Raw genomic sequence first — 13779 nt, forward strand, 5'->3', positions numbered from 1 at the left:
GCTCAGGGGGACTGCGTCGGCGACGTCGAGTCTCCCGGGCCCGACGGGTCGGTCGGCGCGGGCGAGGAGTCGGTGGGGGTGGGGTCGGGCTCGGACGGTGACGGGTCGCTCGGTGTCGGGTCCGGGTCCGAGGGCGTCGGATCACTGGGGGTCGGGTCCGGGTCGGACGGCGTCGGATCGCTCGGCGTCGGGTCCGGGTCGGGACCGCCGGTGCCGGGGCCGGGCCCCGGTGCCCCCGTGCCGGAGCGCCCGTAGCCCTCGATGGAGATGACGGCCCCGGACGGATCGATCCCGACGCGGGCGCTCCAGTGCCCCTCCGGCTCCCGGAGGTGGTCGACGTAGACCCGGACGGTGACCGACTCGCCGGGCCGCAGCGTGCCCGACGCCTGGCTCAGGTACAGCCAGGACGCCCGGGTGTACGCGGACCAGTGCACGGCCGAACTGCCGGACGCGGTCAGCGTGACGAGCGTCGTGTCGCCGCTGGGCTGGGCCTCCACGGTGAGCCGGCCGGGGCCCGTGCCCGCGCGCGTGGGCGGCGAGATGACCTCCACGGAGACGTCGGGCGAGCGGCTGCCGTTGGTGAAGCGGGGGTCGGGGGTGGTGCGCGCGTTGCCCGCGTTCTCGTACGCGTCGCCGGTCCGCTCCCCGCCCAGCTCGTCGGCCTCGCCCAGCTCACTGGCGCTCACCGAACGTCCGTCGGTGCCCTCGCCGGTCTGCGGCGCTCCCCGGTAGGCGGCCCACAGCGCGAGGACGGGCGCGGCCACCACGGTGGCGACGACGGTCGTCGTGACGGCTCGCGCGCGGAGCCGGTCGCGCCGGGCGGCCCGGTCCTTCGGATCCATCGGGAAGCCGCGCCGGTCGAAGCGCGGGGCGCCCGGGTGCGGGGCGTGCATCGCCTGGTGCAGGGCCGTGCGGGGCGCCTCCACGAGGGGCAGCGCGGCGGGGGTCACGGAGGTGCCTGGCCAGGTGCCGGGCGCGGCGCGCTCGGCGGTGCGGCGGCAACGCGGGCAGTCGTCGACGTGCCGGACGAGCTCGCGGCGCAGGGCGGCGGACAGCAGCAGCTGGTTGTCCCCGGTGAGGCGGGCGACGCTGGGGCAGGTGCCGGTCTCGACGACGGCGAGCGCGGCGCGGGTCCGCTCGACCTCGCAGGCGGCGGCGGAGAGCAGCTCGCGGGTGACGCCGGGGTCGGTGCCGAGGGCGGCGGCGACCTCGCGCGGGGAGAGCTGGTGACGCACGGCCAGTTCGAGCGCCTCGCGCTGCTCCGGGGTCGTGCCGGCCGCCTCCGGCCAGGCGAGCTGGGCGAGTTGGCGGCGGCGCTCCTCCTGGCGGAGCGCGTCCGGGGCCGGGGCCGGGTCCGGCTGCTGCTCGGCGGGCGGCCGCCGGTCGGTCCTGCCCGTGGCGTGGCTGCCCTGCCGCCTGCGCTTGGCCTCCGCGAGGCGGCGCAGGCAGGACCAGCGGGCCAGCGCGTACAGCCAGGCCCTGCGGTCGGCGTCGGACCCGGCGGACGGGGCGCGGCCACCGCGCCGCTCGGCGAGCGCGAGGGCGTCCCCGAGGGCGCCGATCGCCTCGTCGTGGTCGCACAGGACGGAGAGACAGTAGGTGAACAGGCCGTCCAGATATGGCTCGTAGCGGACGGGCGGGCGCTGGGGAACAGCGCGCGGCACCGGCCGCCTCGCCCCGGCGCGGTGCGCCCGGTGTGCGCCGGTGGTGTGCGTGGGGGGTTCCGGCCTGCTGCTCATCACCCGTGCGACCGTAGGGGGCGGGTGGAGTCCCTTCCGCCCCCTTGAGCACATTTAATCCTTACGGGTGAAACGATCCCTCAAAAGGGGACAGGAACCGCGGATTCCGTGGCCAGTACGGCTACGCGGGGCAACCGACAGCGGCACATGGCAGGGGCGATGGCCGTCGGACGGCGGTCGTCGGCCGCGTCGGCCGCGTCGGCCGCGTCGGCCGCGTCGGCCGCGTCGGCCGCGTCGGCCGCGTCGGCCGCGTTGTCAGTGGGGCCCGCTACGGTTCCCTCCATGGCTGCCCGTACCAAATCCGCGAAGGACCGTCCGTCGTACCGCTGCACCGAGTGCGGCTGGCAGACGGCCAAGTGGCTGGGCCGCTGCGCCGAGTGCCAGGCGTGGGGGACGATCGAGGAGTACGGCGCGCCCGCGGTGCGCACCACCGCGCCCGGCCGCGTCACGACGTCCGCCGTGCCCATCGGCGAGGTGGACGGCAGACAGGCCACGGCCCGCTCCACCGGGGTGCCCGAGCTGGACCGGGTGCTCGGCGGCGGTCTGGTCCCCGGCGCGGTGGTCCTGCTCGCCGGCGAGCCCGGCGTCGGCAAGTCCACGCTGCTGCTCGACGTCGCGGCCAAGTCGGCGAGCGAGGAGCACAAGACCCTCTACGTGACGGGTGAGGAGTCGGCCTCCCAGGTGCGGCTGCGCGCCGACCGCATCAAGGCGATCGACGACCACCTGTACCTGGCGGCGGAGACCGACCTCTCCGCGGTCCTCGGCCACCTGGACGCGGTGAAGCCGTCGCTGCTGATCATGGACTCCGTGCAGACGGTGGCCTCGCCGGAGATCGACGGGGCGCCGGGCGGCATGGCGCAGGTGCGCGAGGTGGCCGGGGCCCTGATCCGCGCCTCCAAGGAGCGCGGCATGTCCACCCTGCTCGTCGGTCACGTCACGAAGGAGGGCGCGATCGCCGGCCCGCGCCTCCTGGAGCACCTGGTCGACGTGGTGCTGAACTTCGAGGGCGACCGGCACGCGCGGCTGCGCCTGGTCCGCGGCGTCAAGAACCGGTACGGGACGACGGACGAGGTCGGCTGCTTCGAGCTGCACGACGAGGGCATCACGGGTCTCGCCGACCCCAGCGGCCTCTTCCTGACCCGGCGCGCCGAGCCGGTCCCCGGCACCTGTCTGACCGTCACCCTGGAGGGCCGCCGTCCCCTGGTCGCCGAGGTCCAGGCCCTCACGGTCGACTCGCAGATCCCCTCGCCGCGCCGCACCACCTCCGGCCTGGAGACGTCCCGCGTCTCGATGATGCTGGCCGTGCTGGAGCAGCGCGGCAGGATCAGCGCCCTGGGCAAGCGGGACATCTACTCCGCGACGGTCGGCGGCGTGAAGCTCTCCGAGCCCGCGGCCGACCTGGCCATCGCGCTCGCGCTCGCCTCCGCCGCGAGCGACACCCCGCTGCCCAAGAACCTCGTGGCGATCGGAGAAGTGGGCCTTGCGGGCGAGGTCAGGCGGGTCACGGGCGTCCAGCGCCGGCTGGCCGAGGCACACCGGCTCGGGTTCACGCACGCCCTCGTACCGGCCGATCCCGGCAAGGTCCCGCCCGGTATGAAGGTCCTGGAAGTCGCCGATATAGGGGACGCGCTGCGGGTGCTGCCGAAGAGCCGTCGCCGAGAGGCCCCACGGGAGACGGAGGAGCGCCGGTAGACTTTGCCCTGGTCTCGCCCGTGCGTACGAACGTGACGAACTCCAGGGCACCCCACAGTCTGCGATCCGGAGGAGTGCAGTGGCAGCCAACGACCGGGCGTCAGCTCCCGGCAAGTCCGGCGGGAGCTCCAGCGTGGACGGTCTGATGCGCGCCGCGCTGAGCGCGGTCGCGCCCGGCACCGGCCTGCGCGACGGCCTGGAGCGCATCCTCCGTGGCAACACCGGCGGGCTCATCGTCCTCGGCTCCGACAAGACGGTCGAGTCGATGTGCACCGGTGGCTTCATCCTCGACGTCGAGTTCACGGCCACGCGCCTGCGCGAGCTGTGCAAGCTCGACGGCGGCATCGTCGTCTCCTCGAACCTGGACAAGATCCTGCGGGCCGGCGTGCAGCTGGTCCCGGACCCGACGATCCCGACCGAGGAGACCGGCACCCGGCACCGCACGGCGGACCGCGTCAGCAAGCAGGTCGGCTTCCCGGTCGTCTCGGTCTCGCAGTCGATGCGGCTGATCGCCCTGTACGTGGACGGACAGCGCCGCGTCCTGGAGGACTCGGCGGCGATCCTGTCCCGGGCGAACCAGGCGCTGGCGACCCTGGAGCGGTACAAGCTCCGGCTCGACGAGGTCGCGGGCACGCTGTCCGCCCTGGAGATCGAGGACCTGGTCACGGTCCGGGACGTCACGGCGGTCGCCCAGCGCCTGGAGATGGTGCGCCGCATCGCCACCGAGATCGCCGAGTACGTCGTCGAGTTGGGCACCGACGGCCGACTGCTCGCCCTGCAGCTCGACGAGCTGATCGCGGGCGTCGAGCCCGAGCGCGAGCTCGTCGTGCGGGACTACGTGCCCGAGCCGACGGCCAAGCGCTCCCGCACCGTGGACGAGGCACTGACCGAGCTGGACGCGCTGCACCACGGCGAGCTGCTCGAACTGCCCATCGTGGCGCGGGCGTTGGGGTACACGGGCTCGCCCGAGGCGCTGGACTCGGCGGTGTCGCCGCGCGGCTTCCGGCTGCTGGCGAAGGTGCCGCGGCTGCCGGGCGCGATCATCGACCGTCTCGTCGAGCACTTCGGCGGACTGCAGAAGCTGCTCGCCGCCAGCGTGGACGACCTGCAGACGGTCGACGGGGTCGGCGAGGCCCGGGCGCGCAGCGTCCGCGAGGGCCTGTCCCGGCTGGCCGAGTCGTCGATCCTCGAACGCTACGTATAGCCGCGTAACCGCGTAACCGTATGGCCGCGTAGCCGTGCAGCCCGGACCGATCCGTCCGGGGCCGCTCAGTCGGCTGCGTCGGCTCAGTCGGCCTTCAGCACGAACGACGCCTGCGCCCCGGCCAGTTGGGCCGCCTTCACCTCGACCAGGTACGTGCCGGCCCCGGCCGCTCCCGCGGAGGGCGTCGCGCACTGCGGGGCGCTCGGCCGGCGGTCCCACGTCAGCGCGTGCGTGACCTTGCCGCCCGCCGGCACGCGCAGCAGCAGGGTGCCGGAGCCCGCCGGGCAGTCCTCGGACGACCAGAACTTCTTGTCGCCGTCCGCCTTGGTGATCGTCACCACGGCGCTCTTCGGGCCGAGATCGACCTTGCAGGACTTGTCCGTCGAGTTCTTGGCGATCAGTTCGAGCTTCGGCTTCTCGCCGGGGGTGTACGCGTTGTGGACGCTGCGCACGGACAGGGCGACGCCGCCCGCCGTGCAGTCGGGCAGGCTGGAGCCGGCCGGGACCTGGTCGCCCGCGGACGAACCGCCGCCACCGCCACCGCCGTCGCCCGCGTCACCGCCCGCCGAGTCGTCCGAACCACCGGAGCCACCGGAGCCGTCGCCCGACCCGTCGCCCGAGCCGTCACCGGAACCGGAGCCGGAACCGCCCGACTCGTCCCGCCCGCCCGGGTGTTGGCTGATCGCGGGGCCGGTGCCGGAGGGCCCGGGCGTGATCGACTCGGTCGGGTGCTTGCCGTTGGACCCGTCGGCGCCGTTGTTCCCGCCCCCGCCGCCCAGGTTGACGATCCAGAGGACCAGCAACGCGAGCAGCGCGAACACGGACAGCAGAACGGCCCTCCGTCGCCAGTAGATGGAGGAGGGAAGCGGCCCGATCGGATTGCGCAGAGATCCCACGGCTCAAACCTTACGAGAGATCGGGCCGTTGTCCGGCGCCCACCCGCCGCCTCGTCCCGCAAGTTTTCCGGATCATCATCACGCGGGGCCTTCCGCGGGCGCTCCGGGACCCCTGTCGATCGTCAGGTGAGGTGCGCGACCATCGCAGGATGTGACGCGCCCCGGTCATTGCGTACTGTCCGTGACCATGGGAACCATCGACTCCGATCTCTATCGCGGCATCACCGAATTCGCCCACGACACTCCTTCGTGGTTTCAGCATCTGATGGAGGTGTGGACGGAACTGGGTCTGCTCTTGTTCGCCGTGCTGTTCGTCGTCGCCTGGTGGCGGGCGCGGCGCGGCGATCCGCGGGCCCTCGCCGTCGCGGTGCTCGCGCCGCTGGCGACCGCGGTGGCGTACGTGTGCAGCGAGTTGATCAAGTCGGGGATCGACGAGGAGCGGCCCTGCCGGGCGGTCGCCGGGGCGCTGCCCTCCCTGGTCGACTGTCCCGTCTACGGGGACTGGTCGTTCCCGTCCAACCACGCCACCATCGCCGCCGCCGCGGCCGTGGGCCTGGCGCTCGCCTGGCCGAAGGTCGGGTGGCTGACGGTGCCGATGGCGATCCTCATGGCGTTCTCCCGGGTCTTCGTCGGCGTGCACTACCCGCACGACGTCGCGGCGGGCCTGCTGCTCGGCACCCTGGTCGCGCTCCTCGTCGTCCGGCTGCTGACGCGGCCGGGGGCGCGGGTGACCGAGGCGATGCGGGGGTCGGGGAACGGGCTCGTGCGGTGGTTCGCGGGTCCCGGCCCGGCCGGCCGCGGCCACGCCTCCGTCCACGCCCAGGGGCAGCAGCCGCGGCACGCCGCGCACCGCCGCTGAACCGCCCGACGAGAGACGGCCGCTGACGTGATGTCACCTGCACCTGGGTCAGCAGTCCCTACGTCAGCAGTCCCTACGTCAGCTGCCCCTACGTCAGCAGCCCCGCCTCGTACGCCACGATGGCCGCCTGGACGCGATTCCTGACCTCCAGGCGGTCCAGGACCGCGCTGACGTACGCCTTCACCGTGCCCTCCACGAGGTGCAGGCGCTCGGCGATCTCCGGGTTCGACAGGCCCGCGCCGACCAGGCCGAGCACCTCGCGCTCGCGCGGCGTGAGCGCCGCGACGCGCTGCCGGGCGGCGGCCTCGCGGGTCAGGCGGCCGCCCCCGAGGCCGTCGATGACGTGCCGGGCGACCTTCGGCGACAGGAACGCGGCGCCGTCCGCCACCGCCCGTACGCCCGACATCAGTTCGTGCGGATCACCGGACTTGAGCAGGAAACCCGTCGCGCCGCCGCCGAGGGCGCGGGCCACGTACGCGTCCTCGGAGAACGTGGTCAGCATCGCCACCGCCGTGCCGGGCACCGTCGCCGTGATCTCCTCCGCCGCCGCGAGGCCGTCCAGGCGGGGCATGCGGATGTCGAGGAGCGCCACGTCCGGGCGGTGGGCCTGGGCGAGGCGGACGGCCTCCCGGCCGTCGGCGGCCTCCGCGACCACGTCGAAGTCGCCGCCCGCGGCGAGGATCGCGCTCACCCCGGCCCTGATCATCGCCTCGTCGTCGGCGAGCAGGACGCGGATCCGTCCTGCGCTCAGCGGGCCCATTCGCGCTCCTCTTCCTGTACCTGGTCGGCGGTGCCCGCCCTGGGGATCACCGTCTTGTCGATGAGGGTGTGCGCCGCGTCGTCGTCGAAGCAGAGCCTGAAGTGCTCGACGGGCACGAAGAGTTCGCCGCTGGACCGGTAGTAGCGGCAGTCCGCGTGCGCCGGCGGCGGGGTGGGCGCGCGCTCGACGGGCGGGTCGGTGATGGTGCGGCCGGGCAGCCGGGACTCCACGTCGGCCAGCGGCGTCCCGACGCGCAGCTGGGCGAAGACCCGCGGGGTGAGGACGGCGTGGGTCTTCGTGTACGCGTACCAGGTGAACGCCCCGCCGATCAGGACGGTTCCCGCGACCGCGGCCGCCCCGAAGGCCAGGCCCACCCGGCGTCTGGCGGTGCGGCGGGCGTGCACGAACCCGGCGTCGGCGGGGCCGCCCTGCGGGGTGCCGGGCGCGGGCAGCCGGGCGCTCACCCGGAAGCCGCCCTCGTGCGGGCCCGCGTCGAAGGCCCCGCCGAGCGCCGTGATCCGGTCGCGCAGACCGAGCAGCCCGCTGCCGCTGCCGGGCGAGGCGGTGGCGGGGTGGGCCGGGCGGGTGTTGGTGACGGTGACCGCGGTGCCGGCGCCGTCCTGCCTGGCCTCCACGGTGACGGGGGCGCCCGGCGCGTACTTGGCGGCGTTCGTGAGGGCTTCCTGGACGACGCGGTAGGCGGTGCGGTCGTCCGTCTCCGGGGCGCTGACCAGCCGCACCGGGAGACCGGATCCGGCGGCCCGGTCGACGAGTTCGGCGACGGTCTCGCCGGGCGGGGCCGGGTCCTGTCGCCACCCGCCCGTCGTCCGCCCGGCGAGCGGGTCCTGCAGGCGTCCCGGGGGTCCCTCCCGCCTGAGCCGTGCGAAGCCGGTTCGAGGGTGGGGGAGCGTGCTCCCGGCGTGCCGGTCGCCGGCCTCCGTACCGGACGGGCTCGGGCCTGTGCCCGGTGCGGCGAGAGCGCGTGCCAGGCGTCGCGAGGCGGACGGGAGCGTGGCGACAGGGCCCAGTGGGGCCTGTTCGTCGTCGTCCTCGCGCAGCAGGCCGATGATGCCGTGCAGGCGGTCGGTGGCGTCGGAGGCGGCGGCGCGCAGTTCGGCGGCGGCCGTGCGGTGCTCGTCGGCGAGGCCGGGGGCGACCTGGAGGGCGCCCGCGCGCAGGGCGATGAGGCTGAGTTCGTGGCCCAGGGAGTCGTGCATGTCCTGCGCGATCCTGGCCCGCTCGCGCAGCCTGGCGCGGTCCGCGACGATGCGGTGCTCGCGCTCCAGCTGCTCGGCCCTGGCCCAGCCGGCGGCGGTCAGTTCCCGGCTCTGCCGCCAGTAGCGGCCGATGAGCCAGGGGAAGACCGCGCCGAACAGCAGCGTCCCCATGAGCACGAGCCACTCGGCGGCCGGGTCGACCTGCCGGACTGCGATCTTGGCGGTGCCGCCGGCGGCGAGCACGGCGAAGGCGAGGAGGGAGGGGCGGGCGGCGGGTGAGCGCAGGCCCGTCAGGTAGGCGAAGGCGGCGAGTGCGCAGCCGTAGGAGAGCGTGAACAGGGACGACGCGACGGCCAGGCCCGGCGCGGCCGCCAGCAGGAAGGCGGTGGCGGGCCGGCGGCGGTGCAGCGCGGTGGCGGCGCCGAGCGCGGCGATGCCGGCCAGCTGCTGCCAGGTGCTGTCGGGTTCGTGCAGGTGCAACCACTCGACGGCGAGGACCGGCAGGGCGAGCACTGCCCAGAGCGCCAGGTCCGCCACGAGGGTTCCGCGTCGGGCTCTCACTCCGTCGACGGTACAAGTGCGGACCCCGCGCGCACCGCTGCCGATCGTCAGGGGTGGTGCGCCCGCCGTGGCCACCGGGGGCTCCCCCGCCGAGGCCCCCGTCCGTGGCAGGATCGGCACTGCCATGACTGCGCCCACGAAGACCCCCACGCATCCCGATCTTCACGAACCCGTCATCGACTGGTTCACCGAGCACGCCCGCGACCTGCCCTGGCGGCGACCCGACGCAGGGCCGTGGGGCGTGATGGTCAGCGAGTTCATGCTCCAGCAGACCCCGGTGAACCGGGTGCTGCCCGTCTACGAGCAGTGGCTCGCCCGCTGGCCGCGCCCCGCCGACCTCGCCAAGGAGGCGCCCGGTGAGGCCGTGCGCGCCTGGGGGCGGCTCGGCTATCCGCGGCGTGCGCTGCGGCTGCACGGCGCGGCCGTCGCCATAACGGAGCGGCACGGCGGCGACGTCCCCACGGTCCACTCCCAGCTCCTCGCGCTGCCCGGCATCGGCGAGTACACGGCGGCCGCGGTCGCCTCGTTCGCGTACGGGCAGCGGCACGCGGTGCTCGACACGAACGTGCGGCGGGTGTTCGCGCGCGCCGTGACGGGCGTGCAGTACCCGCCGAACGCGACCACCGCCGCCGAGCGGAAGCTGGCCCGCGCGCTGCTGCCCGAGGAGGACGAGGTGGCGGCCAAGTGGGCCGCCGCGTCGATGGAGTTGGGCGCTCTGGTGTGCACGGCGAAGAACGAGAGCTGCCACCGGTGCCCGATCGCCTCGATGTGCGCGTGGCAGCAGGCCGGGAAGCCCGCGCACGAGGGGCCCGCGCGGCGCGGGCAGACGTACGCCGGGACGGACCGTCAGGTACGGGGCAAGTTGCTGGCCGTGCTGCGGGAAGCGGTGAATCCGGTTCCTGGTGCCGTGCTCGACCGGGTGTGGGACGAGCCGGTGCAGCGCGCCCGCGCCCTGGACGGCCTGGTCAGCGACGGTCTGGTGGAGCCGCTCGCGGGTGGTCTGTACCGGCTTCCGATGAGCTGACCGGGGCCTGTATTTAGGTCGTCCTTAGGTTCGTTACACAACCGACGGACAGCCGTGCGTTCGTCGAAGGCTGGAACGGACAACGCCGTGACAACGCCTCCGTAGCTTCTTCCTCGTAACCGCACAGGACCGGTGCGGACGGGGAACAGGCAGGAATCGGGAGGCGGTTGATCATGGCGCACGGCGGTGAGGTGCTCGAGTTCGAGGAGTACGTCAGGACGCGACAGGACGCCCTGCTGCGCAGCGCCCGTCGTCTGGTGCCCGACCCCGTCGACGCCCAGGACCTGCTGCAGACCGCCCTCGTGCGGACGTACGGGCGCTGGGACGGCATAGCGGACAAGCGCCTCGCCGACGCCTATCTGCGCCGCGTCATGATCAACACCAGGACCGAGTGGTGGCGCGCCCGGAAGCTGGAAGAGGTGCCGACCGAGCAGCTGCCCGAGTCCTCGGTCGACGACTCGACCGAGCAGCACGCGGACCGCGCCCTGCTGATGGACGTCATGAAGGTGCTGGCGCCGAAGCAGCGCAGCGTCGTCGTGCTGCGACACTGGGAGCAGATGTCCACAGAGGAGACGGCCGCCGCCCTCGGAATGTCGGCCGGAACCGTGAAGAGCACGCTGCACCGGGCGCTCGCCCGGCTCCGCGAGGAGCTGGAGAGCCGTGACCGCGAAGAGCTGGTGTCCCGCGCGCTCGAACGTGAGGAGCGGGAGCGTTGCGCGGCCTAGGCATACGTGCCTCTCGGATCCGTAGGGCCTTGAGACTTCTGAAGGCGGGGAGTTCGGCGATCGCCGGGCTCGCCGCCCTCGGGCTTTTTGTCGGGGCTCTGGCGTCCTGCTCGGCGGGCGGCACCGGCGCCCGCGACGAGGGCCCCGCCCGGACCGACCCGGTCGGCTCCACCCAGCCGACCACCACGCCCAGCGAGTCCGCCCCGGCGGCGTCGGACTCCCCGACGACGGTGAACGCGGTCCGGCTGGTGAAGGCCGACCCGCAGGTCAGCACCGACATCAAGCGCGACCTGAAGCCCTGCGTGGCGAACGAGTACCCGGTCGACGTGAGCTACGGAAACCTGACGGGCGGCGCGTCGAACGACGTGGTGGTGAACGTGATGACCTGCGGCGACGCCGTCGGCATCGGCACGTACGTATATCGCGACGAGGGCGGAAAGTACCAGAATGTCTTCCAGACGGAGGAGCCCCCGGTCTACGCGGAGATAGACCGGGGTGATCTGGTGGTCACCAAGCAGGTGTACGAGAAGGGTGACTCGGTCGCCTCTCCGTCGGGCGAGGAGGTCCTCACGTACCGCTGGAGCGGGGACCACTTCGCGCAGGAGAGCCGGATCCACAACGACTACAGCCACGCGGTGGACGGCGGGGCGTCCCCCGTCCCCACGGACGAGGGCTGAGACCGACCGAGCACGCACGAGTACCGAACGGAACGGGAGACCGCATGGCCGCCATGGGCGAGCGCAAGGGGGAGCAGACCCACGTCCTGTTCGTCGAGGACGACGACGTCATCCGCGAGGCCACGCAGCTCGCCCTGGAGCGCGACGGCTTCGTGGTCACCGCCATGCCGGACGGGCTGGCGGGCCTGGAGGCGTTCCGCGCCGACCGGCCGGACATCGCGCTGCTCGACGTCATGGTGCCGGGCCTGGACGGGGTCTCCCTGTGCCGCCGGATCCGGGACGAGTCGACGGTCCCGGTGATCATGCTGTCGGCGCGCGCGGACTCCATCGACGTCGTGCTGGGCCTGGAGGCCGGGGCCGACGACTACGTGACCAAGCCGTTCGACGGGGCGGTGCTCGTGGCCCGGATCCGCGCGGTGCTGCGCCGCTTCGGGCACGCGGGCGGCCCGTCGGCGGCCGGGGCGGGCGCGGCCGAGACGCCCGCCGACGCGTCCGGCGCCGTCCTGCACTTCGGCGACCTGGAGATCGACACGGAGGGCATGGAGGTGCGCAAGGGCGGCGAGACGGTGGCCCTCACGCCCACCGAGATGCGCCTCCTCCTGGAGTTCTCCTCGGCGCCCGGCACCGTCCTGTCCCGGGACAAGCTCCTGGAGCGGGTGTGGGACTACGGGTGGGGCGGCGACACCCGTGTCGTCGACGTCCACGTACAGCGGCTGCGCACGAAGATCGGCCAGGACCGCATCGAGACGGTCCGCGGCTTCGGCTACAAACTGAAGGCCTGAGCGGGCCGATGGGGAAGCGGATATGAGGGGGACGGCGGACACCCCGCACCCACACGACCCGGCCGACGACGGCGGCGGGGCGGCGCACACGGCTGCCCGGCGCCCGGCCGGACCCGACCCGGCCAGGTCCCCCTGGCCCCGCGTCCTGTCGCCGACGACCGGCCTCCCTGGCCCGCCGGCCCCGCGCAAGGGCGACGGCACGGGCGGCACCGGAGGCCCGGGCGGCACGGACGGGGCATCGCAGGCCGGCGGGGGCGGGCTGCTGCGGCGGCTGCTGCCGCGCCGGCTGCGCACCGGACTGCGCACCGGCGTGCGCTGGAAGATCAGCGTGGCCATCGCGCTGGTCGGCGCGCTCGTCGCGGTCGCGCTCAGCCTCGTCGTGCACAACGCGGCCCGCGTCTCGATGCTGGACAACGCACGGGACGTCCAGGACGAGCGGATCCAGTTCGTCCAGCGCCAGTACGAGGCGCGGGGCGGCAATCTGCCCGTCGGCTTCAAGGTCAACGATCCGACGATGCCGCGCGAGCTGCGCGCCAAGGCGCTGGACGGCCGCCGCGCCACGTACGTCTCGGAGCCGGCCAACGGCGTGCCCGACATCTGGGCCGCGGTCCCGCTGAGCAACGGCGACCTGCTGTCGGTGCACACCCGTTTCACCGACCGCAGCGCCACCGTCATGAAGGACCTCGACCAGGCGCTGATCATCGGGGCGATCTCGGTCGTCTTCGGTGGCAGCGCGCTCGGCGTGCTGATCGGCGGCCAGCTGTCCCGGCGGCTGCGCAAGGCGGCCAGCGCCGCCCGCGACGTCGCGCGGGGGCAGACCGAGGTCCGGGTGCGGGACGCGATCGGCGGCGTCGTGCGCGACGAGACCGACGATCTGGCGCAGGCCGTGGACGCGATGGCCGACGCCCTCAAGCAGCGTCTCGAGGCGGAGCGCCGGGTCACCGCGGACATCGCGCACGAGCTGCGCACTCCGGTCACCGGTCTGCTCACGGCGGCCGAGCTGCTCCCGGAGGGCCGGCCCAGCGAGCTGGTCAAGGACCGGGCGCAGGCGATGCGCACCCTCGTCGAGGATGTGCTCGAAGTGGCCCGGCTCGACAGCGCCGCGGAGCGCGCCGAGCTGCAGGACATCATGCTGGGCGAGTTCGTGAGCCGCCGGGTCGCGGCCCGCGCCGCGGACGGCGTCCGGGTCGACGTGGTGCACGAGTCGGAGGTGACCACCGACCCGCGCCGTCTGGAGCGCATCCTGTTCAACCTGCTGGCCAACGCGGCCAAGCACGCCAGACCGCCGATCGAGGTCAGCGTCGAGGGCCGGGTGATCCGGGTGCGCGACCACGGCCCCGGCTTCCCCGAGGAGCTCCTGGAGGAGGGCCCGAGCCGCTTCCGCACGGGCGCCGCCGACCGCGCGGGCCACGGCCACGGGCTCGGTCTGACGATCGCGGCGGGCCAGGCCCAGGTCCTCGGCGCCCGCCTCACGTTCCGGAACGTACGCCCGCCGGGCGGCGCCCCTGACACGCCCGCGGAAGGGGCGGTGGCGGTGCTGTGGCTGCCGGAGCACGCGCCGACCGCGACCGGCAGCTTCCCGATGCTGCGGCTGCCCGACACGAAGAAGTGACGGCGACGAGGACGTGACGGGGCGGCCGGGG

General features: G+C 74.0%; 12 protein-coding genes. 8 read left to right on the top strand and 4 right to left on the bottom strand.

Annotation, left to right across the window (positions count from 1 at the left end; all coding sequences use genetic code 11):
* Positions 1-2 precede the first annotated feature (2 nt).
* The gene (locus RBJ77_RS48010; protein WP_372350743.1) at positions 3-1739 is read right to left on the bottom strand and encodes a hypothetical protein; all 1737 of its coding nucleotides are present in this window, start codon (positions 1737-1739) and stop codon (positions 3-5) included.
* A gap of 282 nt (positions 1740-2021) precedes the next feature.
* Here RBJ77_RS48010 and radA point away from each other — a divergent pair, with 282 nt between their 5' ends.
* Positions 2022-3431 (top strand): DNA repair protein RadA, encoded by a 1410-nt coding sequence (gene radA / locus RBJ77_RS48015; RefSeq protein ID WP_372350744.1) that lies wholly within the window; start codon positions 2022-2024, stop codon positions 3429-3431.
* Positions 3432-3510: 79 nt separating this feature from the next.
* Entirely contained in the window at positions 3511-4635 is a 1125-nt protein-coding gene (gene disA / locus RBJ77_RS48020) for a DNA integrity scanning diadenylate cyclase DisA (RefSeq protein WP_372350745.1), read from the top strand.
* Between the two features lie 83 nt (positions 4636-4718).
* Here the strand turns inward: disA and RBJ77_RS48025 are convergent, their stop codons facing one another.
* A complete protein-coding gene (locus RBJ77_RS48025) occupies positions 4719-5531 on the bottom strand; it encodes a hypothetical protein (RefSeq protein ID WP_372350746.1) in 813 nt (270 codons plus the stop codon).
* A gap of 187 nt (positions 5532-5718) precedes the next feature.
* On the opposite strand from RBJ77_RS48025, the gene RBJ77_RS48030 reads away from it, so the two are divergent.
* Positions 5719-6390: a phosphatase PAP2 family protein gene (locus tag RBJ77_RS48030; RefSeq protein ID WP_372350747.1), complete on the top strand. Its 672-nt coding sequence runs from the start codon at positions 5719-5721 to the stop codon at positions 6388-6390.
* An 88-nt stretch (positions 6391-6478) separates the two neighbouring features.
* Here the strand turns inward: RBJ77_RS48030 and RBJ77_RS48035 are convergent, their stop codons facing one another.
* Positions 6479-7150 carry a response regulator gene (locus RBJ77_RS48035; protein ID WP_372350748.1) on the bottom strand — a complete coding sequence of 224 codons (672 nt, stop codon included), beginning with the start codon at positions 7148-7150 and terminating at the stop codon, positions 6479-6481.
* Positions 7138-8928 (bottom strand): sensor histidine kinase, encoded by a 1791-nt coding sequence (locus tag RBJ77_RS48040; RefSeq protein ID WP_372350749.1) that lies wholly within the window; start codon positions 8926-8928, stop codon positions 7138-7140. The genes RBJ77_RS48035 and RBJ77_RS48040 overlap by 13 nt, the downstream gene beginning before the upstream one ends.
* A 124-nt stretch (positions 8929-9052) precedes the next feature.
* On the opposite strand from RBJ77_RS48040, the gene RBJ77_RS48045 reads away from it, so the two are divergent.
* From RBJ77_RS48045 to cseC, 5 genes are all read left to right on the top strand, one after another.
* On the top strand, positions 9053-9952 hold the full coding sequence (locus tag RBJ77_RS48045; protein ID WP_255981678.1) for an A/G-specific adenine glycosylase: 900 nt from the start codon (positions 9053-9055) through the stop codon (positions 9950-9952).
* Positions 9953-10125: 173 nt separating this feature from the next.
* Entirely contained in the window at positions 10126-10677 is a 552-nt protein-coding gene (locus RBJ77_RS48050) for a SigE family RNA polymerase sigma factor (RefSeq protein WP_255981680.1), read from the top strand.
* Positions 10678-10706: 29 nt separating this feature from the next.
* The gene (locus RBJ77_RS48055) at positions 10707-11354 is read left to right on the top strand and encodes a hypothetical protein (protein WP_255981682.1); all 648 of its coding nucleotides are present in this window, start codon (positions 10707-10709) and stop codon (positions 11352-11354) included.
* 53 nt (positions 11355-11407) lie between these two features.
* Positions 11408-12136 (top strand): two-component system response regulator CseB, encoded by a 729-nt coding sequence (cseB, locus tag RBJ77_RS48060; protein WP_372350764.1) that lies wholly within the window; start codon positions 11408-11410, stop codon positions 12134-12136.
* A 22-nt stretch (positions 12137-12158) separates the two neighbouring features.
* Positions 12159-13748 (top strand): two-component system sensor histidine kinase CseC, encoded by a 1590-nt coding sequence (cseC, locus tag RBJ77_RS48065; protein WP_372350750.1) that lies wholly within the window; start codon positions 12159-12161, stop codon positions 13746-13748.
* Positions 13749-13779: the final 31 nt, after the last annotated feature.

Origin of the sequence: Streptomyces sp. KL116D, assembly GCF_030766975.1 — a bacterium.
GTDB lineage: Bacteria > Actinomycetota > Actinomycetes > Streptomycetales > Streptomycetaceae > Streptomyces > Streptomyces longispororuber_A.